The following is a 21716-nucleotide window of genomic DNA, read 5'->3' on the forward strand; positions in this document are numbered from 1 at the left end:
CCTTCTCATTTATTTTTTCTGATGGTGCCAAACGGATCACCCGCCCGCCAGACCGGCATCGCTGCAGCGTTGGCAATATCCTGTCCCAGATTCAGGGTAAACATTGCTTGCTGCACCATGCCGGACAAATCCCAGGCCGGATCATATTCATCCGTGACCTGATGATAGCGTTTGCCGTAGGCGCGGGCTTTTTCCAAAGAGGCAACAGAATTATGGACATAATCACGGCCACTGCCAATCGAAAAAGCAGGGACACCGGCTTTGGCAAAACTGAAATGATCGCTGCGGAAATAGCCGCCACCGGTATCCGCACGCGGAGCAGCCAGCTGTAACTGCATACGGTTTGCCATATGTGCTGCATGTTGTGCCAGCGAACTGCGCTCGCTGCCCTGCACGCCCATATCACGCGTGATACCGACAAAATTCATTGCATCCAGATTCAGTGCGGCAGCAGTTTTTGCCAGTGGCCACAAGGGTTTTTCGACATAGGCTGCGCTGCCGAGCAAGCCCTGCTCTTCGGCGGCCACCCATAAAAACATTTGTGTACGTTTCGCCGGATGCTGCACCGCCGTTTTCGCCATTGCCAGCAAAGCTGCGGTTCCGCTGGCGTTATCAATCGCGCCGTTATAAATCACGTCGCCACTGCCTTCGGTTTTGCCGAGGTGATCCCAGTGTGCGCTGTAAATTACCAGTTCATCGCGCAGCACCGGATCGGTACCCGGCACCAGTCCGGCCACATTAAGCTGTTCAATCTGGCGTACCTGCGAATGCAGCTCACCACTGAGGCGGGCGTTCAGGAGCACCGGCTGAAAATCGGCTTTTTCCGCCGCTTCGCGCAAGCTATCCAGTTGCTGACCGGCGGTGCTGAGCCACTGACGTGCTGCAGCATCGGTGATCCACCCCTGCAAGGCGGGGCCGGTTTCTTTACCGCTCAGACGAAAATGCTCATTCGTGCCGCCATTGCGCACCACGCTCCAGCCGTAACCGGCACTCTGATCCGTGTGAATCAGCAAAGCACCGGCGGCACCGCAGCGTTTTGCCTGTTCGAATTTATAACTCCAGCGGCCGTAATACGTCAGCGATGCACCATCGAAACGTTGCGGCTCTGTCAGCGTTGGTTGCGGCTCGTTGACCAGCATCAGCAGAATTTTGCCGTGACAATCCAGTCCTTTCAGATCATCCCAGTTTTCTTCCGGTGCCTGAATGCCGTAGCCGACGAAGACAACCGGCGCATCGAAGGTCTGGCGTGCTTGCTGATTTCCGCTCCACCAGACCCAGTCATCACCGTATTTCCACGCAAATGTCTGATTACCGGCATGCGTCTGCAGTTTGCTTTGCGTTGCCAGTGTGCGCACACCGGTAATACTGACCGGCTGGCGATAGGTTTTACCGTTGGCAGGCTGCAAACCGGTCGCCATGGCTTGCGCTTCCAGATAAGCGACTGTCAGATCGCCGCCACGCTGGCCGGTACCGCGTCCCTCGAACAAATCGGATGCCAGCAGCGATAAATGCGCACGCAAGGCGTTTTCTGCGACCGGCAGGACCGCCGGACTGGTTTGCGCAACTACGTTGCCGGAACCGGCAAACGCCAGCAGCGCCAGCGTCAGGGCGGTGATACGGATTCTGAACATGCTTACTCCTCCGGAGGAACACTGCAGACCGGCGAGTGTCTCAGGCCGGTCAAAGCGTTTTGGAGTCAGCGCGAAAAGTTTGGTTCCCGCCGCAACCGGCTCAGGTACTGGCCTTTTTCGGTGAACCGGCCACCAGCCAGGTCGCCAGCACGACAGCAGCACAGCCTGCCAGTGTGCTCAGGGTGATGTGCTCGTCCAGGAACACTGCGCCCCAGATCAGCGCAAACAAAGGAATCAGAAAGGTCACTGTCAGCGCCCGTGTCGGGCCGACATCACTGATCAGACGGAAATACAAAAGATAGGCCAGCGCGCTGCAAATCAGCGCCAGCGCCGCCATCGCCAGCACCACCTGCACAGACGGCGCGGCATGCACAGGTGAAAACGGTAATGCAGGCAGCAACATGACCGCAGCGCCGACTTGCGATGCCGTCGCAAGCAGCGTCGGACTGCCGCTGACACTAAGCTTTTTGGTATAGACACCGGCCAGCGCGTAGCAAATCGTTGCCAGTGAACAGGCCAGCAAAGCCAGTAAAACTTCCGTATTCAGCGTGACCGGCCCCAGTTTCACCAGCAAGGCAACACCAAGCACGCCGGTGAACATGCCGGCCAGCTTGCGCTGCGTGAGTTTTTCTCCGAGAAACAGGCTGGCCATCAATGCGCCCCACAATGGTGTGGTGGCATTCATAATCGCGGAATAACCGGCCGGAACATGCAGCGCAGCATACGAGTACAGAACGGCAGGAAAGCCGGAACTAGCGGCACCCAGCAACAGATATTGTTTCCACTGGCGCAAAGCAGGCAGGGGTTCACGCAGAAACAGCATCCACGCACACAGCGCCAGTCCGGCCAGCCCCACGCGCAGTTCTGCGGTCCAGATAGGCCCCAGTACCGGTGCAATCACACGCATGAACAGAAAAGAAGCGCCCCAGATAGCGGCGAGTAACAGTAACCGGATGAAATCTGACTGACGCATACGTGCTGACCTGTTGGCTGAAAACTTGTCAGCATACAGGAAACCGGGCAGCTTACTGGCAGAAAACGGACTTCATGACCGAATAATCAGCGGCGTGATCAGCCTGCAGCAGCCTCTGTACCACTGTCACCGGCGGCTGCCGGTGTCGCTTCCTGCGCAGCAGCACGCTGCTGCTTGGCAATGCGGATGATGGTGTTACGGATGGAACTGAGTACCGCGACGGAATTAAACGGCTTCACAATGAAACCATGCACCCCGCGTTGCTGCGCTGTTTGCAGCGTGTTCGCATCGATTTTGGAAGACACCAGAAAAATCAGTGATTTGGGTAAATCCTTGCGCAGCTGATCAATCAGAGCGAAGCCTTCATCATTGGCGTCACCGATATCAATACAAACAATCTGAGGCCGCAGACGCACCATTTTTGTCAGACTGGCAGGCGCAATATTGGAATCGCCGACCACTTCATGACCGCCTGAGGTCAGAACAGAAGTCAGTAAGTTGCGGGCGATGGCATTTCCGTCAAGGATGACTGCTTTTAACATAAGCGCTCAGCGTAAGTAACAGAGAAACATCTTAATCCAATTCGCCGCCCTGCGGCAAAACCTCATCAGTCTTTTCCACCGGCCTCGCCACGCGCATGACGCACATGGGTTTCCAGCCAGCGATCCTGCTCCCACAGCATGTGCATGATCGACTCTCTGGCGCGGTAGCTATGGCTTTCAGCAGGCAGCATCACCAGTTTCGATACGCCACCCAGTCCCTGTATGGCCTGGAACAGACGTTCACTTTGCACAGGGAAGGTCCCGCTGTTGTTATCCTGCTCACCATGTATCAGCAACAGTGGGTCTTTGATTTGTTCAGCATAGTAAAAAGGCGACATTTCCATGTAGGTTTTTTTTGCTGCCCAGAAATTGCGGCTTTCTGACTGGAAACCGAATGGCGTTAATGTGCGGTTATAAGCGCCGGAGCGGGCAATACCCGCGCGGAACAAACGGGTATGCGCCAGCAGATTGGCCACCATAAAGGCACCATAGCTGTGACCACCAATCGCAATGCGGTTTTTATCTGCCACGCCCAGACGTACCACCTCATCGACGATGGCTTCCGCATTCATTTTCAATTGTTCGATATAAGTATCGTTCGGTTCGCGCCGGCCTTCCCCGATAATCGGCATGCCCGGCCCGTCCACCACCACATAACCGCGCGCCAGCATGACTTGCGGGCCGTTATACGAAATCCGGTTGAAGCGGTAAGGTGAACCTGTCACCTGACTGGCTGCTTCTGCCGATTTGAACTCACGCGGATAAGCCCAGATCAGTACCGGACGCGGACCATCGCGTTTCGGGTCATAGCCGGGCGGCAGGTACAGGGTTGCATTCAGATCCACACCGTCTTCACGTTCATAACGCAGTTGTTGTTTGCGTACACCGCGGAATTGCGGCATCGGATGCGGGAAACTGGTCAGCGCACGCGGTGCGTCAGCCGCCGCAAGATCACGCACCATAAAGTTAGGACGCTCTTCCGCTGCTTCACGGCTGGTAATGATCTGCGTTCCCTTATCGTTGAGCAAACCGAGCACTTCTTCATAATACGGTGCCTGCGAACGGAACATTCTGACGCTCTGTTTTGTCGTCAGATCAAAGCGATCAAGGAAAGGCCGGTCGCCTTCAGGACTGGCACCATTACCGGTCAGAAAAATCGCTTTGCCATCCGGCGTGGTGCGCAATACCTGACGACCAGCTTCATTGGTGGCGGTCACAGGAGTACCGGGATTGGCGTACTGATCTTCGGTCTTACGGGCGAACAGCAATTCCGGCTTCGCATCCGGTTGTCCGGGGCGGATACGCCAGGTACGGGTATCGCGGGTTTTCTGCCAGTTTTCCGTCACCAGCGCCAGCTGATCATTTCCCCATTGCACTCCGGAAAAACGCCAGCCCAGTTCCATCAGTTTCTGCGGAGCGTGGTCCAGTGGCATCGCCTGCTGCATCAGTACATCATGCACCTTGGCAGGCGCATCCGGATCACCGCCGGCCTGCGCTTCCAGCCAGTACAGGCTGGCCGGTTTATCGGCACGCCAGGCAAAATCACGCGGCCCGGCCTGTACGGCATCCTGACCAGTCGGCATACGCTCGCGCAGCGGCCGGTCAGCCAGCGTGCGGATTTTCTGCCCGTTCTCATCCCAGACTTCAATCAGCTGACCAAAACGTTCCCATGGCAGTTGCGTGGAATACGGGCGGCGCAACTGCGTGGTGAGTATCCAGTTGCCGTCCGGCGAAATACTGGCGCGCGCCAGTTTCATGACGGGTCCGGTACGTTTCACTTCACCGTTCAGACTGACAATCGCCAGCTGGGTTTGCAAAAACCAGTCGAACACATCTGCGTCATTGCCATTGCGCAGCATATCCGGATAGGTGCGATTCTGCGATGTTTTGCCGCCACGTGCTTCCAGCGTGTTCGGCCCTGCCGGAATCAGCGGACTGGCGGGCATGGTGCGCAGATTGCGCGGCACCAGACGTACCAGCAGGCTGTCAGCGCCCTGCGCCCACTGGAAACCACTGCCCATCACCGTATTCAGCCTGTCCTTCAGCAAACGGCGCGCACTGCCCTGACGCACATCGGCAACCCATAATTCAACGCCGTTATCCGCCCACAGTGTGAAAGCAATCCAGCGTTCATCGGGCGACCACTGCGTATCTGCAATCCGCGTGCGCGGCGGCAAGCCTTTGACGTCGCGGATCTTGCCGGTCTGCACATCCAGTAATTGCAGATGATTACCGAAATCAAACATGCTGGCGGCATGCATACGCGGATTAATCCTGACACCGGCCAGCCGCAGTTCCGGCTGCGCGACTTCCTGTATCCCCGGCAAACCCGGCAAATGGATTAACAGTGCATTATGCCGTTGTGGTCCCAGCCGGAACAGCGGGCCGCGCGGAGCATCCACAACAGCCTGCAGTTCCGGTGGCGGTAAATGGTAGCCGGCATCCGGCACAGCTGCGTTACGCGCAGTCTGTCCGGCATTAACGGCCAGCACCGGAATGCTCGCTGTCAGCAGCAGAACAGAAATCAGGGAAGAACGTATGAGATGATTTATCTGAAACATATGCATTTTGTTTGACACAAAAAAACGCCCGTCGTGTCCGGACGGGCGCTTTTGCTGAAGTCCAGGGGGTTACCGGCCCCCTTTCTGCTGTTCAGATGATCAGGGTTTTACAGGTGCAAACCCGTCAGCGGAGATATCGAGCTCAGTAACACTGCCATAGTTTGCTGCCACAGCGCGGATTTGCTCCGCCTTGCCGATCAGCAGCATTTGCAGTTTATCGCGTGGAAAATGTTTGTCTACCAATTGTTTGGCTTTTTCCGGCGTCAGACTGTCGACATCGCGCATAAAGTGATCAATCTGATCACGCCCCACGCCGCTGACATACATATCACCGAGTAATTCCGCCAGCTGACGGTTGGTTTCAAAGCGTGGCGGGAACTGACCTTTCACATAGGCTTTGGCAGATTCCAGCGACGCAGCATCAATTCCCTTATCCCACAAACGCTGATAGGTTTTGACTGCCAGCGCCAGCGCGGCTTCTGTTTTCGCGGTTGCCGTGAAACTGGACACCGCAAAAGTTCCGCCTTTCGCCATCGTTGAGAACGAGGAATTCGCACCGTAAGTCAGGCCGGAATTCACGCGCAGCTCATCGTTCAGCCACGAAGTGAAACGACCGCCCAGAATGGTGTTAATGACTTGCAATGGAATGTAATCAGGATCGTTGCGGGCAATCCCTTTGCCGCCAAACAGGAACGTGGTTTCCACAGCATCGGCTTTGTTCACCAGCCAGACACGTGCCTGATCAGGCTGAATCTGGCCGACCGGTGCAGCTGCCGGCAAAGTGCCGCTGGCTTTCCAGCCGCCGAACAGTTTTTCCAGTTCTTTGCGCATTGCAGCCGGTTTGAAATCACCAACCAGTACCAGTGCTGCGTTATCAGGGCGATACCAGGTTTTGTAAAAACCGGCGATATCCTGCGGCTCCAGCTTCGCAACACTTTGTACGGAACCGGAAACCGGATTGGCATAAGCACCATTCCCAAACAGCATTGCACGGTAATACGCTTGCGCGACATTTCGCGGACTTTCTTTCATCTGGCGCAGTTCAGTCTGGGTACGGGTTCTTAACTTTGTGAACTCTTCTTTATCCCATGCCGGTGCCATCAATACATCCGCCATCACAGGCAGCAGCGCCGGTACATCATCGGTCGCAAAATCGGCCTGCAGGACGGTAGCATCTGCGCTGGTAGCGGCTGTCAGGCGCGCACCGCGAAAATCAAAGCGCTGATCGATTTCTTTTTTACTGAACTGGCGCGAACCCAGCAGTAAAGCATCACCGGTCAGATTGGCAATACCCGCTTGCTGACCATCTGCCACAGCACCGGCACGCACCACAGCACGCACGGCAACCAGCGGCACATCGTGCCTTTCCATCATATAGACCGTCAGACCATTCGATAATTTTGCGGTCTCATACGCCGGCAGACGGAAATCTGCTGCCTGCACCTGCATACTCAGCACTGCGCCTGTGCACAGCAAACTCAGTTGTTTTACGGATTTCAATGTCAGTTTCATCTTTATTCCTCCACTGCAGCAAGTACGCCGACGGTGCGCTGAGACTGGCGGAACAGCTTGCCTGCAACGCGCTGGATATCTGCCGGTGTGACTTTTTTCATGTCTGCCGGAGCCTGAAATAATTTACGGTAATCACCGAAGAACACTTCGTAATCACCAAGCAGCGCTGCTTTGCCGTTAATGGTTTCCTGCTGGCGGTATAAATCGATCAGGCGCTGATTTTTTACTTTTTGCAGCTCATCTGCGGTCACGCCTTCTTTGACCACTTTGTCCAGCGCAGCCAGCAAGGCTGCTTCCAGTTGCGCAGGTTTGACCGCACTGGCACCAACTGCATACACACTGAACAGGGTCGGATCAAAAGAGCGTCCGTAATCCGCACCCGCACCGGTTGCCAATCCTTTATCGACCAGTGCCTGATACAGGCGCGAAGTCTTGCCATCAGCAAGAATGGATTTCAGCATCTGCAACGCGTAGTAATCTTCGTTATTGCTGCGCGGTGCTTTGAAACCTATCAGCAGATTCGGAGTTGTGGCGGATGCCTTTTGTACGAATACGCGGCGCTCCCCTTTTTGCTCCGGCTCAGTTGTGCGGACAACCGGTGGCAGGGCGCGCTGTGGCAGACTGCCGAATACGGATTCAATTTGCTGACGGATTTCTGCTGTTTTGAAATCACCGACCACGACAGCAACCGCATTGTTCGGTGAGTAGTAAGTGCGGAAATACTGTTCCAGATCCTGCTGCGTCCAGGCTTTAATGTCGGACTCGTGGCCGATAGTCGGAATATTGTAAGGATGCGCTGTAAATGCGGCTGCATACACGGCTTCAAACAAAGGACGGAAATTGGAGTTTTCCAGTCCGGTGCTGCGCTCAGACAACACAACGCCGCGCTCACTTTCGACCATTTTCGGATCGATCGACAAATGACCAATACGGTCGCTTTCCAGATCAAAAATCACTGGCAACGCCGAAGCCGGGAACCAGTTGGTATATACCGTGACATCTTTATTGGTGTAAGCGTTGTTTGCACCGCCGGCAGCTTCCATGGTGCGGTCGAATTGCTTGGGTCCGAATTTTTTTGAACCATTGAACATCATGTGTTCAAAGAAATGCGACAGGCCGGTAATACCGGGTACTTCGTTACGCGAACCGACTTTCCAGTAGGTGTACATGTTCGCATTCGGTATCGTATGGCTTTCGACCAGAATAAACTTCATACCGTTCGGCAGACTCAGTTGTGTCACATCTGCCGCTTGCATTGCACCGGCACCGACACTCAGTCCGGCCAGCAGCGCTGCAGCCAGCGCTTTTAATTTCCATGTCATAAGGATCTCCGTCGCAAAAACGTGGGTACATACTCGTTGAATGTGCTGCAGCGAAAAGCGATGTTCTGCGTTGTGTCCGGTGCCTGACTGGTCTGCACACATGACTGTTTTTTGCCTTTCCTGCCTGTACATCCGGGCGTTACGGTTTGCATAGACCGTACAAAACAAACATCGGTTCCCTGCTGGCTTAAAGCTTTTTTACGATCGTTGTATTCAAAGCCTGCCGGATGTTGCTGAAAATCAGCTTTTGTTCGCCAAGCACCGTACAGCACGGGTAATATGGCTACATTCTGTTGTTATAACGCCGGAATATGCACAGTAACCGTGCTTCCGGTGTCTGAACTGGTATTGGATTCTGAAGAATGGCAACAACTTTACGAACACGTTTTCAACGATACGGCCTGCGCGGCAAAATGCTTGCTGCAGTGCTGGCAATGGTGGTTCTCGGTTTCTCAGTTACGATTTTTGTACTGAGCACACAGGCTTCCCGCATGCAGACTGCGACCTCGGATCAGTACGCAACTGAACTGGCGCGTAACAATGCCAGCCAGATCAGCGAACGACTGAATCAGGCTTTGTACGCAGGCAGACATCTGGCAGCAGAATTACTCGGGCTGAAACAACGCCAGATGGCAAGCCGGGAAGTAGCCGATCAGCTGATCCGCAGCGTACTGGAAGCCCATCCGGAATTTACCGGTATCGGTACCGTCTGGGAAGCGAATGCCTTTGACGGCAAAGACAGCGAATACGCCGGTAAGCCGGGACACGATGCCAGCGGCCGCTACATCCCTTACTGGAACCGTGGCAACGGTACTGTGCAGGTGGAAGCACTGACCGATTACGAAAAAGAAGGCGCGGGTGATTACTATCTGGTGCCGAAAAAGACCGGTCAGGAATTCCTGATGGAACCTTACTTTTACAAAATCGCCGGTAAAGACGTGTTCATGACCACGATTGCCATTCCGGTTAAGGACCAGGGCAAAGTGATCGGTGCTGTGACAGTGGATTTACCGGTCGCCAGTTTTCAGGACAGCGTCAGCAAAATCCGGCCGTATGAAACCGGCTATGCGACACTGAGTTCACATCTGGGTGTCATTATCGGTACGGCCGATGGCACGCTGGTCGGTAAAAAGCTCAGCGAACAATCCGGTAATCAGGCCTTGTCAGAAGCTATCCTTCAAGGCAAGGATTACGACGACGATGTGTATGACAGCCAGCTCGGCACCACACTGTCACGGATTTATGTTCCGGTGAAAGTGGGCAACACCACGACGCCATGGTCTTTTGGTATCAGCGTACCGGAAGACAAAATTCTGGCAGGCGTCAGCCAGTTACGTCGTCTTTCATTGCTGATCGGGCTGATCAGTGTTGCCGTTGTGTCTGCGATGCTGCTGGCGGTAATCAACCGTCTGGTATTGCGCCCGCTGGGTGGTGAGCCTGAAGTGGCGGCGGAAATTGCGCATCAGGTCGCACAAGGCGATCTGACCACGCTGGTCAGACTGCAGGCAGGTGACCGCCACAGCCTGATGGCAGCACTGGCCAGTATGCAGCAGCAATTGCGGCAAATGGTTGCAGAAATCCGTGACAGCAGTGAGTTTGTCTCCGACGCTTCCGGCGAAATTGCCAAAGGGAATCTGGACTTATCCCAACGCACTGAAAATCAGGCTGCTTCGCTGGCAGAAACGGCCGCCAGCGTCGAGCGTATGCATGAAACGGTACGGATGAATGCAGAACATGCTGAGAAAGCACGCCAGCTCAGCGTATCCGCCGCCGGTACTGCCCGTCAGGGTGGTCAGGAAGTGGAAAAAGTCGTGCAAAGCATGGATGCGATCACGGCGGAATCACGCAGAATGGCGGACATCATCACAACGATTGAAGGTATTGCATTCCAGACCAATATTCTGGCACTGAATGCCGCAGTTGAAGCTGCGCGTGCCGGAGAGCAGGGCCGCGGCTTTGCGGTTGTCGCCAGCGAGGTACGCAATCTGGCGCAGCGCAGTGCACAGGCTTCCAAAGAAATTAAGGCACTGATCGATGCCTCAGTACAAAAAGTCAGTCTGGGCAGCGATGCAGTACATCAGGCCGGTAACACCATGCATGACTTGCTGAGCGCCGTAGAAAATCTGAGTGGTATCATGCAGGAAATTTCCAGTGCCTCGGTTGCACAGCGTGAGGGCATTGCACGGATCAATCAGGAAATCGGTTCCATGGATCAGGCTACCCAGCAAAATGCAGCCCTGGTGGAAGAATCTGCGGCTGCGGCAGATTCGCTCAAAGATGAGGCACATAAACTTTGGAAGGCTCTCAGCGTATTCAAAACCTGAGTCTTGTCCGGACGCACCGGCTTCGTGCACGAGCTGCACAAAGCCGGTCTTTTGCACAGAATGCGGCACAGTTGCAACACTCGGCATTTTCCAAACTTCATTCTGAGTGCAGTGCCGGAATTCCCGTTAAGCGGGCGCTTCTTGCAGAGTAAGCACAAACAATCTTCGAAATATCCCTGCCCGCAATCCATTGCGCCAAACACCCTGGCACGCATTTTGCTGCATTGCAACATATCTCTTTCTGTCAGTTTTTACTGTCGTGGTAATCTACGGCGCGAATTGCACCAATTCACATCATTTTGATATCAGCACTGAAAATATATTTTGCTGATAAAAGTTGTCCAACAATTATCAAAAAACGGAGAGCGGTTTGAATAAAATTCAAAATACCGGGGCAAACACCATTCTTGGTCATCCCGAGAGCTTGTTTGTATTGTTCTTCACAGAAATGTGGGAGCGTTTTTCTTACTACGGCATGCGTGCGCTGCTGGTATTGTTTCTGGTGACAGAAGCAGCCAAAGGCGGCTGGGGCTGGACCCGCGCCGATGCGACCAGCCTGTACGGTTCTTACACCATGCTGGTGTACTTCACTCCGATTCTCGGTGGCTATATCGCCGATAAATTCCTGGGCAGCCGCCGCTCGGTGGTGCTGGGTGGCTTTATTATCGCCGCCGGTCATGCCTCTCTGTTGTTCGAAACTCAGCCGATGTTTTATCTCGGTCTGGGACTGGTAATTCTCGGTACCGGTTTGTTTAAACCGAATATTTCCGCGATTGTTGGTCAGTTGTATAACAAAGAAAACGAACATCTGCGCGATTCCGGCTACACCCTGTTCTACATGGGCGTGAACTCCGGTGCGTTCTTCGGTATTTTGCTGTGTGGCTATATCGGTGAAAAAATTTCCTGGTCTTATGGCTTCGGTCTGGCTGGTTTGTTCATGATTCTCGGTGCTATCCAGTTCTATCTGGGTCAGGGCATTTTCGGTGAGATCGGCCTCAGCAAGGCACAAAAAGCCGCTGCCGCAGTAGAAGTGGCTGTGGAAGAACCACCGCGCCACATCGTGATGGACCGTATCAAAGCCATCGGCGTTTTCTCCTTCTTCACCATTTTCTTCTGGTTTGCATTTGAGCAAGCCGGTGGTTCGATGACGATTTTCGCTGCAGACTATACCGACCGTACCCTGGTTGGCAGTGTTGGCACGACCTTCAAAATCGTCAACAGCCTGATGACGCTGATCCCGACCGTCATTCTGAGCGCCCTGTTGCTGAAGTTATTCTTCAACACAGCGAAGCGTTACCTGATGTCGAATATCCTGCTGGTGATTTGTATCGGCGTGATCTGGGCGCTGGTCATCTGGATGATCAAACGTGAATTCGATCTGTCCCAGTCTGAAGTACCGGCTACCTGGTTCGGCGTTCTGAACTCCTTTTTCCTGGTAATTCTGGCCCCGATGTTCTCCAAAATGTGGGACAAATACTGGGATCCAAGCGGCCCGGTAAAATTCGGTACCGGTCTGATTCTGCTGGGTCTGGGTTTTGCGGCACTGGCTTACGGCTCTTCGTCGATTCCTGCCGGTGCAAAAACTGCATCGGTCAGCATGATCTTCCTGATTCTGGCTTACTTCTTCCACACCATGGGCGAGCTGTGCCTGTCGCCGGTTGGTCTGTCTTACATCAGTAAGCTGGCACCACCACGCTTGCTGGGCCTGATGTTTGGTCTGTGGTTCCTGAATACAGCGGTCGCGAATAAGCTGGCCGGCCTGACAGGCAGCTACATTGATGAAATCTCGAAAACCTACTCGATGTCGACATTCTTCCTGATCTTCACAATCATTCCGATTTCTGCCGGTCTGATTCTGATGATGCTGAACAAATGGATGGCGAAAAAGATGCACGGCATTCACTAATGCTGCGCTGCTGAACAAAAACGCCGCACTGTGCAGACAGTGCGGCGTTTTTTATTGGTGAAAACAAGCATCCGCAGACGCTTGTTTCATGCAGAATTACGGACGCTCAATCGCCAGCGCAACACCCATACCGCCACCGATACACAGACTTGCGAGACCTTTCTTGGCATCGCGGCGTATCATTTCATGGATCAGGGTCACCAGAATACGGCAGCCGGATGCACCGATAGGATGGCCGATCGCAATCGCACCGCCGTTCACATTGATCTTAGACGTATCCCAGCCCATTTCTTTGTTCACGCCGATCGCCTGCGCAGCAAATGCTTCATTGATTTCCATCAGATCCACTTCTTCGTGCGTCCAGCCGGCTTTTTGCAGGCAGCGTTTGACTGCAGGAACAGGCCCCATACCCATGATGGTCGGATCGATACCAGCAGACGCATAAGCCTTAATACGTGCCAGTACCGGCAGGCCCAGTTCCTGCGCCTTTTGTGCCGACATCATCACCACAGCTGCAGCACCATCGTTGATACCAGAGGCATTGCCGGCAGTAACTGTTCCAGCCTTATCAAAGGCCGGACGCAGCGTGTTCAGTGCATCGATCGTGACACCCGGCTTAATGAATTCGTCGGTATCAAATACGACCGTGCCTTTTTTGCTGGCAATTTCTACCGGAATAATTTCATCTTTAAACTTACCGGCAGCTTGTGCAGCTTCTGCTTTATTTTGCGAAGCGACCGCAAATACATCCTGCTCTTCGCGGGTGATACCATATTTTTTCGCCACGTTTTCAGCGGTGATACCCATGTGGTACTGGTTGTACACATCCCACAAACCGTCAACGATCATGGTATCAACCAGTTTTGCATCGCCCATGCGGAAACCGTCACGCGAACCCTGCAGCACGTGCGGCGACGCACTCATGTTTTCCTGACCACCGGCAATGATGATGTCCGCATCACCGGCTTTGATGGCCTGTGCAGCCAGATGCGTTGCTTTCAGGCCACTGCCACAAACTTTATTAATCGTCATTGCAGGAACGATGTCAGGCAAACCGGCCTTGATAACCGCCTGACGTGCCGGATTCTGACCAACGCCTGCCGTCAGTACCTGACCCAGCAATACTTCACTGATTTGCTCACCCTGCAGGCCGGTTTTGGCCAGCAGTGCTTTGATGACGGTTGCTCCCAGCTCTGCTGCCGGCACTTTCGCCAGCGATCCACCGAATTTACCTACTGCGGTACGTCCTGCTGCCACAATCACCACGTCTTGCATTTGCATTCTCCTGTGAAAACAAGTTGGCCAAAAATTTCAATATAACAATTGTAATGGAAGTGCCGAAGAAACTGCTGCACTGCCACAGATGCTGAGAAATAAAAAAAGCCCCCGGGGGAGTCGGGGGCTTTCGAAAACAACAGACACTCAGATTACTTCTTTTTTGCAGTTGCTTTTTCAGCAGCCTGGGTGAATTGTTGCGTTGCTTTGTTCAGATTGTCTTCCAGTGTTTGCTGCGCTTGTTTCGCTGTTTTGCTCAGTTGTTCGTAACCGGCATTGATATTGCCAACAACTGTTTTCAGTGCAACAACGGCCTGCTCAGAACCGGCTGGCGCGTTTTTTGTCACTTCATCGATCAGGCCGATTACTTTGGTATTGGTATCAGCGATGTGTGACTCAACCGCCTTCGTGAATTCCTGCTGTGTCGCAGTAGCGATGCTGGTCAGGTGACGGCTGTAAGCCAGTGCTTTTTCAGCGGCAGGCTGAACCTGTGCGGAAGTCAGATTGAAAAACTCTTGCGGATCTTTTGCATTCAGCAATTGTTTTGCAGCGGCAGTACTTTCTTCCAGACTGGCTTTGGCTGCGTTCACATTCAGTGTCATCAGCTGTTCCAGGCCTTCAAATGCTTTTTTGTTCAGTGCTGCGACTGAAGCGAACTGTGCTTCCAGATTAGCTTTGGTTGCAGCGATAAATTGTTCTGGGGTAGTAGTCATGGTTTTCTCCGTCGGTGAGATTGCAAAAGTAGCAGCGACATCCGTGAAGCCATTCTTATGACGCACCGCAACAATCCGGATTCTACGCCCCCTTTTTTCTGCAGGTCAAGGTTTTTTTGTGCGTCGCAACAAAATGGTATAAATGTTATTTATTGTTGTTATTGCAAAAATGTTTAACATCAGTTACTTAGCACGATTTATGACACAATTTATGCTGAATTATTCAGCAAAGCCTTGTTGTTTTCCTGCCTCTAAATTAAGCAGAAACGCTTTATTTTGCAGGCCGCCTGCGTAGCCGGTTAAGCGTCCGTCTGAAGCAATGACACGGTGACATGGCAACAGTATCGAAAACGGATTTCTGCCGTTAGCCGCCCCTACGGCACGCACCGCTCGCGGATTTCCCAGTTTTTCTGCCAGTGCGGCATACGACACCGTTTCACCGTAAGGAATCTCCGCCAGTAGTCGCCATACCTGCTGCTGAAACGCCGTACCGGCACTGAGATCCAGCGGCACCGAAAAACTTTTGCGCTGTCCGGCAAAATATGCCGTCAGTTGCTCCCTGACCAGATCAAATACCGGATGATGATCGTCACGCTGCATCTGTGCTGTTCCCTGAAAATGGGCATGATGTTCAAAGTAGACGCCTGCCAGTTCGCGTCCGTTTGCCACCAGCGTCAGCTTACCCAGCGGACTGGAATATTCCGAAAAACACGATTGCATAATGCACTCCTGATGATTAGAACTCATTTCGCGGGTATTTATGAAATGAGTTCTGGCCCGACTGATCACAGCAAATCAGCCGAATTGCCATAACAACATTGCTGCATAAGCGCGCCACGGCCGCCATTGCTCTGCCGCTGCCAGCGTTTCTGCAGCGCTGCATTTAAGTACCGGCAGCTCCGCACCCGCAGCCTGCTTCAGCGTCGCCAGCGACTTTTGTAAGCCGAGATCCCCTTCCGGAAAAGCATCGGTAAAGCGCAAAGCGCGCATAGCGACGTAATGCGCGGTCCACGGACCGATACCCGGTAATTCGCACAGTCTTGCGGCACAGATTTCCAGCGTGTCACCCGGCTTACGCACCAGTCCGCCATGACTGGCAAACTGTGCCAGCGCAATCAGCGTTTGCGCGCGTTTCCCCGGCATGCCCAGTGCTGCAATATCGCTGACGCTGGCTGCACTGATGGTTTGCGGCGAGGGGAACAGGAATTGTGTTTTCTGCTGATCCAGCGCTGTACCGAAACGCTGAACCAGTCGGCCCGCAATCGTGGTTGCACCGGCAACGCTGATTTGCTGCCCGAGCACGGCTCTGACCGCCAGTTCAAAATGATCAAATGCCCCCGGCACACGCCATCCCGGGTGTGCACTGACTAATGGTGCAATCAGCGGGTCATTCCCCAGATTGTCTGCAATCTGCAGCGGACTGGCTTCCAGATCAAATTGTTCGCGGACCCGTGCCATCAGCGGAAACAATACCGGTGTCAGCGTATTCGTCACTTCCAGTATCAGTTGCGATTTTGCCGCGTCATGCTTTACGCAAATGCTGCCCTGATGCCCCGACAAACTGACGGTACGGCGATACGCGCTGTCTGTGCCGCTGACCGTCACCGTTTCCACACCCGGAATCGCCCTGAACGCCAGGTAGCGGATCACCGCCTCCCAGTCATACGGCGGGCGATATGCAAGACGTAACACGATACTTTCCGGATGATGCTGACGGGCGCGGCGTACCGATCCCGGCGTCATCTGATAACGTTCTGCGAACAAGGCATTCAGACGGCGTAAACTGCCGAATCCGGCGGCAAATGCGATATCAGTGACCGGCATAGCGGTTTCCTGCAACAACTTTTTTGCAAACAGTAATCGCTGCGTCTGCGCCAGTTCTACCGGTGAAACGCCGAACTCCTGCAGCAAAACGCGCCGGATCTGGCGCGAAGACAAGCCCGCCTTTGCCGCATAAGCTTCCAGCGATTGCTGGTTCAGCGCACCTTCTGCAATCTGATGCCAGATCCGGTGCGCCAGATTCTGCTGCAGCGCATACGGCGCCAGTTCCGGACGGCAGCGCAGACAAGGCCGGAAACCGGCATGTTCTGCCGCCGCCGCACTGTGAAAGAAACGACATGAAGCGGCGCGCGGGGTTTTCACGCCGCAGACGGGGCGGCAATAAATGCCGGTGGTCAGCACGCCGGTGAAAAACACGCCGTCAAAGCGCCGGTCACGGGCGCACAGGGCTTTGTAGTATTGCTGGCCGCGCGCCTGCTCCGGATGCACAGCGTTTTCCGGCTGCAAGGCGGTTCTGCGGTTCTCGGCTTTGTTATTCATCGCATTTACTAAAGTTCTGTCGGATTTGCTTCGTTTCATCATAGCGGTAGTACAAGCCCGTCACTCGCCATATTCGGACAAGACGACGCCAACCGGTCAGCCGCATTGTCATGGTCAGTTCACCAGTCCACCTGTTTTGCGGCTTTCAAGTAGACTGCAAGGAAATCTGCATCTTACTGACATCATGACTGAACGACACCTGCCCGACCTGAAAACGGTACTGATTGCGACCGGACTGATACTGACACTGGCGATGGGTATACGCCACGGTTTCGGTTTCTGGCTGCAACCATTATCCGGCGCCCATGGCTGGACCCGCGAAACCTATTCCTCTGCCATGGCTTGGCAAAATCTGATGTGGGGTGCATTCGGCCCGCTGGCGGGCATTGCAATTGAACGCTTCGGCACGATGAAAGTGGTGATTTTCGGTGCCTGCTGTTATGCCGGCGGCCTGTTGTGGATGGCAACCGTCAGTCAGCCTTTGTTGTTTATCGCCGGTTCCGGCCTGCTGCTGGGCGCGGCGCTGGCCTGTACGGCATTCGGTGCTGTCAGCGGCATCATCGGGCGTACTGCGCCGCTGGAGAAACGTTCGTGGGCATTTGGCATTTCATCCGCTGCCAGCTCTTTCGGCCAGTTCATGATGATGCCGGTTGAACAAACCCTGATTACACAGGCCGGCTGGCAAAATGCGTTTTTTCTGCTGGCGGCAGTTGTCATGATGCTCATGGTGCCAATGGCGCTGCGTCTGCGTGAAGCGCCGCGTGCTGCGGTCAGCGGCACGGAACAAAGTATCGGCGGCGCGATCCGTGAAGCGTTCGGCCATCGTTCCTTTCTGTTACTGACAGCCGGTTATTTCGTCTGCGGATTTCAGGTCGTGTTCATCGGTGTGCATATGCCTTCTTATCTGAAAGATCAGGGCATCACAGACGGCAGCATCGCAGTAACCGCACTGGCGCTGATTGGCTTGTTTAATATTTTTGGTTCGTATTACGCGGGCAAACTCGGTGGCATCTACAAAAAACCGTATCTGCTGTCCGGTATTTACAGTGCACGTACCGCCGTGATTGCGCTGTTTTTACTCGCGCCACTGACATCTTATTCTGTATATTTATTTTCAGCAGCGATGGGCTTGCTCTGGTTATCGACGGTACCACTGACGAATGGTGTGATCGCCGGTATTTTCGGTGTGCGGTATTTATCCATGCTTTCCGGCTTTGTGTTCTTTTCGCATCAGCTCGGCAGCTTTTCCGGTGTCTGGCTTGGCGGCTATCTGTATACCCGTTTCGGTTCCTACAATGTGGTGTGGGGAATTACGCTGGCACTCGGGATTTTTGCTGCGCTGATTAATCTGCCTGTCAGCGAAAAACCCTTATCACGACTGAATGTTGCGCCGCAAAACTCATGAACACAGATCATCACCCTGCTGTGCATCCTGCACTGATACGCTTGCTGCTGGTGTTATTTGCCGTGCTGTTGCTGGCACTGATTTTTTACGCGTATCTGCGCCCTGATTTTTTGCTGGATACCGTGAACCGGTTTATGATGTGCTGATTTCCTAGCCGGAAAAAGTTCCAGCAAAAAATTATCATTTAACATATTATTTACACTTGATTTTTCCATGAAAAAAAACCTGCTCATGCTTGTCTGCTCCGCACTGGCCGTTCAATCCGGCATCGCCGCCGATTCTCCGAAAGGACCTGTAAACACAGGGCGGCTTGCTGCTACCAGCGCCAAAGCGAACCCGCTGCTGGCGGCAAGCCGTTTGCCGTATGGTTTTCCTGAGTTCGATAAAATCCGTAACGAGCACTTCGCGCCGGCATTCGATATTGGTTTGAAGCAACACAGCGCGGAAATCAAACAAATCGCAGAGAACAAAGCCAGCCCGAGCTTTGAGAACACCATCGTGGCACTGGAACGTTCCGGTCGTTTGCTGTCCCGTGTAGAAACAGTTTTTTCTAACCTGACCGCCACCAACACCAATCCTGTGCTGGAGCAATTGTCGGTAGAACTGGCACCGAAGCTGTCTGCGCATCAGGATCAGATCACCTTAAACGGCAAACTGTTTGAGCGCATTGCCGCGCTGTATCAGCAGCGCGAACAATTAGGACTGGATGCAGAATCCCTGCGTTTGCTGGAACGCTATTACACCGACTTCGTACGCGCCGGTGCAAAACTGAATGCGGAACAAAAAGAAAAACTGAAGTCCCTGAACAGCCAGCTGGCGACACTGGGCACCCGGTTCAGCCAGAACGTGCTGAAAGAAACCAATGCATCCGCGCTGGTGGTGGATAGCCGTGAAGAGCTGAAAGGCTTGTCTGATTCTGAAATCCAGACTGCCGCTGCGACTGCTAAAAGCCGCGGACTGGATGGCAAATTCGTGATTCCGCTGATGAACACCACAGGGCAGCCCTTGCTGGCCACGCTGGAAAACCGTCAGACCCGTCAGCGTTTGTATGAAGCTTCCGTCAACCGTGGCAGCCACGGCGGCAGCTTTGATAACCGTCAGGTCGCAATCGATCTGGCGAAACTGCGTGCCGAACGTGCGCAGTTGCTGGGTTATCCGAACTATGCTGCCTACGGTCTGCAATCTGAAACCGCGAAGACACCGGAAGCCGTCAACAACATGCTCGGACAACTGGCACCGGCAGCGGTGAAAAATGCCCGCGCGGAAGCAGCCGAACTGCAAAAACTGATCGATGCACAACAAGGCGGTTTTCAGTTAGCTGCATGGGACTGGGCTTACTACACCGAGCAATTACGTAAAGCACGTTATGCTTTCGATGACAGCCTGCTGCGTCCTTATTTCGAGCTGAACAATGTGCTGGAAAACGGGGTGTTCTACGCTGCGACCAAGCTGTACGGCATTACCTTCAAAGAACGCAAAGACTTGCCGGTGTACCATCCTAGCGTCCGCGTGTACGAAATTTCTGACCGCGACGGCAAACCGATGGCGCTGTTCATTGCAGACATGTATGCCCGCGACAGCAAACGCGGTGGCGCATGGATGAACAGTTATGCCGAGCAGGCAGATCTGTTTGGCCATAAACCGATTATTGCGAACCATCTCAATATTCCGCAGCCACCGGCTGGCGAAGCAACATTGCTGACCATGGATGAAGTGCGCACTGCCTTCCACGAATTCGGCCATGCACTGCACGGTTTGTTCTCGAAAGTCCGCTACCCGCGCTTCTCCGGTACCAATGTACCGCGTGACTTTGTCGAATATCCTTCACAAGTGAATGAAATGTGGGCGACCTGGCCGGAAGTGCTGACCAATTACGCAAAGCACTACCAGACCGGGCAAGTAATCCCGCAAAATCTGCTGGATAAAGTCAGTGCGGCCTCGCGCTTCAATCAGGGCTTTGCCACCACTGAATACATCGCCGCCTCTCTGCTGGATCAGCGCTGGCACCAGATCAGCGCCGATGCGATTCCTTCGGATGCACTGGCGTTTGAACAACAGGCACTGAAACAAATGGGCGTGGATTTCGCACCGGTGCCGCCGCGTTACCGCACCACGTATTTCTCACACATTTTCGGCGGCGGCTATTCTGCCGGCTATTACGCCTATCTGTGGAGTGAAGTGCTGGATGCCGACACGGTGGAATGGTTCAAGGAAAACGGTGGCCTGACCCGTAAAAACGGTGACTGGTTCCGTGAAAAACTGTTGTCACGCGGTGGCAGTATTGACCCGATGGAATCGTTCCGCCAGTTCCGCGGACGCGATCCGAAAATCCAGCCATTGCTGGAGCGCCGCGGCCTGCAATAAGCCGGACAGCGATCTGTATCGCCAGCAGCACAGCAAAGGGAGAGCGCAAGCTCTCCCTTTTTCCGTCTGCCAGCCAGCAACTGCCGGCCGACTATGCAGCTATCCGCATTTGCCAATTACGGAGAGCCGGACTTTCTGCCGACGACCGCCGGATCGCTATGCCTGAATCCGCATTCATGGCTTTTTTAGCGCTGAAAATGGCCATGTATCCTGCCGGCAGGGCTTGTCCTGCCACTGGCGAAACAGAGGCATGCTTTACGTCAGGACTGCCCCGTAAAGGCACGCAAGGGCCCGCTGAGCGCTTTTTCGGATGCTGGCAAGGGGTTTAGCGGTGAACAGCATGCACAAGCTGAAAAGCGGCGCTCATCGTCTGATCATGGATCTGCCGGTAAAAAGCAAAACGCCCGGCAGACACCGGGCGTTTTCACTGATCCAGCAACATCGCGCCTGAAACCCCGGCGCAATGCCATCCACCGGATTACTCCAGTTTCCAGACGAAATCGACTTTCGTCCACATTTGCTCTGCTTTGCCGTCTTTGGTACCCGGCTTGAACTTACACTGGCTCAGTGCCTGCAGCGCTGCTTTGTCCAGACTCTTGGAGCCGCTGCTTTTATCAATGCGTGATTCAGACACTTTACCGTCTGTACCCACCAGAAAACCCATGGTGACGGTACCGGTTTCTTCATTCATCAGCGCCGCTTTCGGATATTTCGGCGGATCGCAGGATTTGTTATCCATTACAGGCGACGTTTCCGCTGCCATCACAGCACCTGCAGAGACCAGTAATAAAGCTGAGAGTATGGAAGAGAGCATCGGTTTCATGATTCAGTTCTTTTCGTTAGCCATCAATCAAGTCAGGAAGGATTTA

Annotated in this window: 16 protein-coding genes; 5 read left to right on the forward strand and 11 right to left on the reverse strand. The window is 53.9% G+C overall.

Annotation, left to right across the window (positions count from 1 at the left end; genetic code table 11):
- Nucleotides 1-5 precede the first annotated feature (5 nt).
- The 6 genes from IE092_RS08235 to IE092_RS08260 form a co-directional block, all read right to left on the reverse strand.
- The gene (locus IE092_RS08235; protein WP_189356575.1) at nt 6-1631 is read right to left on the reverse strand and encodes a M28 family peptidase; all 1626 of its coding nucleotides are present in this window, start codon (nt 1629-1631) and stop codon (nt 6-8) included.
- Nucleotides 1632-1731: 100 nt separating this feature from the next.
- Nucleotides 1732-2604, reverse strand: coding sequence for a DMT family transporter (locus IE092_RS08240; RefSeq protein WP_189356576.1), 873 nt, complete (start codon nt 2602-2604; stop codon nt 1732-1734).
- A 98-nt stretch (nt 2605-2702) separates the two neighbouring features.
- Nucleotides 2703-3146, reverse strand: a complete 444-nt coding sequence (locus IE092_RS08245; protein ID WP_189356577.1) for an ANTAR domain-containing response regulator — start codon at nt 3144-3146, stop codon at nt 2703-2705.
- Between the two features lie 65 nt (nt 3147-3211).
- The gene (locus IE092_RS08250; RefSeq protein WP_189356578.1) at nt 3212-5707 is read right to left on the reverse strand and encodes a prolyl oligopeptidase family serine peptidase; all 2496 of its coding nucleotides are present in this window, start codon (nt 5705-5707) and stop codon (nt 3212-3214) included.
- A gap of 99 nt (nt 5708-5806) precedes the next feature.
- Entirely contained in the window at nt 5807-7219 is a 1413-nt protein-coding gene (locus IE092_RS08255) for a M16 family metallopeptidase (protein ID WP_189356579.1), read from the reverse strand.
- 2 nt (nt 7220-7221) lie between these two features.
- The gene (locus tag IE092_RS08260; protein WP_189356580.1) at nt 7222-8541 is read right to left on the reverse strand and encodes a M16 family metallopeptidase; all 1320 of its coding nucleotides are present in this window, start codon (nt 8539-8541) and stop codon (nt 7222-7224) included.
- Between the two features lie 362 nt (nt 8542-8903).
- On the opposite strand from IE092_RS08260, the gene IE092_RS08265 reads away from it, so the two are divergent.
- Nucleotides 8904-10865: a methyl-accepting chemotaxis protein gene (locus IE092_RS08265; RefSeq protein ID WP_189356581.1), complete on the forward strand. Its 1962-nt coding sequence runs from the start codon at nt 8904-8906 to the stop codon at nt 10863-10865.
- A gap of 370 nt (nt 10866-11235) precedes the next feature.
- Complete coding sequence (locus tag IE092_RS08270; RefSeq protein WP_189356582.1) at nt 11236-12771, forward strand: peptide MFS transporter; 1536 nt, start codon at nt 11236-11238, stop codon at nt 12769-12771.
- Between the two features lie 96 nt (nt 12772-12867).
- Here IE092_RS08270 and IE092_RS08275 read toward each other — a convergent pair whose 3' ends face one another.
- The 4 genes from IE092_RS08275 to IE092_RS08290 form a co-directional block, all read right to left on the reverse strand.
- On the reverse strand, nt 12868-14046 hold the full coding sequence (locus IE092_RS08275; RefSeq protein ID WP_189356833.1) for an acetyl-CoA C-acetyltransferase: 1179 nt from the start codon (nt 14044-14046) through the stop codon (nt 12868-12870).
- A 152-nt stretch (nt 14047-14198) separates the two neighbouring features.
- Complete coding sequence (locus IE092_RS08280; RefSeq protein WP_189356583.1) at nt 14199-14759, reverse strand: phasin family protein; 561 nt, start codon at nt 14757-14759, stop codon at nt 14199-14201.
- 219 nt (nt 14760-14978) lie between these two features.
- Entirely contained in the window at nt 14979-15479 is a 501-nt protein-coding gene (locus tag IE092_RS08285) for a methylated-DNA--[protein]-cysteine S-methyltransferase (protein WP_189356584.1), read from the reverse strand.
- 75 nt (nt 15480-15554) lie between these two features.
- Nucleotides 15555-17078 (reverse strand): DNA-3-methyladenine glycosylase 2 family protein, encoded by a 1524-nt coding sequence (locus tag IE092_RS08290; protein WP_189356585.1) that lies wholly within the window; start codon nt 17076-17078, stop codon nt 15555-15557.
- 184 nt (nt 17079-17262) lie between these two features.
- Here IE092_RS08290 and IE092_RS08295 point away from each other — a divergent pair, with 184 nt between their 5' ends.
- The 3 genes from IE092_RS08295 (at nt 17263) to IE092_RS08305 (ending at nt 20847) form a co-directional block, all read left to right on the forward strand.
- On the forward strand, nt 17263-18483 hold the full coding sequence (locus IE092_RS08295; protein WP_189356586.1) for an MFS transporter: 1221 nt from the start codon (nt 17263-17265) through the stop codon (nt 18481-18483).
- Nucleotides 18480-18629: a hypothetical protein gene (locus IE092_RS08300; RefSeq protein WP_189356854.1), complete on the forward strand. Its 150-nt coding sequence runs from the start codon at nt 18480-18482 to the stop codon at nt 18627-18629. The genes IE092_RS08295 and IE092_RS08300 overlap by 4 nt, the downstream gene beginning before the upstream one ends.
- Nucleotides 18630-18696: 67 nt before the next feature.
- Nucleotides 18697-20847, forward strand: coding sequence for a M3 family metallopeptidase (locus IE092_RS08305; RefSeq protein ID WP_229793099.1), 2151 nt, complete (start codon nt 18697-18699; stop codon nt 20845-20847).
- Between the two features lie 478 nt (nt 20848-21325).
- Here IE092_RS08305 and IE092_RS08310 read toward each other — a convergent pair whose 3' ends face one another.
- Complete coding sequence (locus tag IE092_RS08310) at nt 21326-21670, reverse strand: energy transducer TonB (protein ID WP_189356587.1); 345 nt, start codon at nt 21668-21670, stop codon at nt 21326-21328.
- Nucleotides 21671-21716 lie beyond the last annotated feature (46 nt).

This window comes from Cognatundibacterium squillarum (assembly GCF_014652435.1).
Taxonomy (GTDB): Bacteria; Pseudomonadota; Gammaproteobacteria; order Burkholderiales; family Burkholderiaceae_D; genus Undibacterium; species Undibacterium squillarum.

Bases quoted from the DNA above. Each gene is read 5' to 3' on its own strand.
- IE092_RS08235 (WP_189356575.1), bottom strand. From the start codon at position 1,631: ATGTTCAGAATCCGTATCACCGCCCTGACGCTGGCGCTGCTGGCGTTT.
- IE092_RS08240 (WP_189356576.1), bottom strand. From the start codon at position 2,604: ATGCGTCAGTCAGATTTCATCCGGTTACTGTTACTCGCCGCTATCTGG.
- IE092_RS08245 (WP_189356577.1), bottom strand. From the start codon at position 3,146: ATGTTAAAAGCAGTCATCCTTGACGGAAATGCCATCGCCCGCAACTTA.
- IE092_RS08250 (WP_189356578.1), bottom strand. From the start codon at position 5,707: ATGTTTCAGATAAATCATCTCATACGTTCTTCCCTGATTTCTGTTCTG.
- IE092_RS08255 (WP_189356579.1), bottom strand. From the start codon at position 7,219: ATGAAACTGACATTGAAATCCGTAAAACAACTGAGTTTGCTGTGCACA.
- IE092_RS08260 (WP_189356580.1), bottom strand. From the start codon at position 8,541: ATGACATGGAAATTAAAAGCGCTGGCTGCAGCGCTGCTGGCCGGACTG.
- IE092_RS08265 (WP_189356581.1), top strand. From the start codon at position 8,904: ATGGCAACAACTTTACGAACACGTTTTCAACGATACGGCCTGCGCGGC.
- IE092_RS08275 (WP_189356833.1), bottom strand. From the start codon at position 14,046: ATGCAAGACGTGGTGATTGTGGCAGCAGGACGTACCGCAGTAGGTAAA.
- IE092_RS08280 (WP_189356583.1), bottom strand. From the start codon at position 14,759: ATGACTACTACCCCAGAACAATTTATCGCTGCAACCAAAGCTAATCTG.
- IE092_RS08285 (WP_189356584.1), bottom strand. From the start codon at position 15,479: ATGCAATCGTGTTTTTCGGAATATTCCAGTCCGCTGGGTAAGCTGACG.
- IE092_RS08290 (WP_189356585.1), bottom strand. From the start codon at position 17,078: ATGAATAACAAAGCCGAGAACCGCAGAACCGCCTTGCAGCCGGAAAAC.
- IE092_RS08295 (WP_189356586.1), top strand. From the start codon at position 17,263: ATGACTGAACGACACCTGCCCGACCTGAAAACGGTACTGATTGCGACC.
- IE092_RS08300 (WP_189356854.1), top strand. From the start codon at position 18,480: ATGAACACAGATCATCACCCTGCTGTGCATCCTGCACTGATACGCTTG.
- IE092_RS08305 (WP_229793099.1), top strand. From the start codon at position 18,697: ATGAAAAAAAACCTGCTCATGCTTGTCTGCTCCGCACTGGCCGTTCAA.
- IE092_RS08310 (WP_189356587.1), bottom strand. From the start codon at position 21,670: ATGAAACCGATGCTCTCTTCCATACTCTCAGCTTTATTACTGGTCTCT.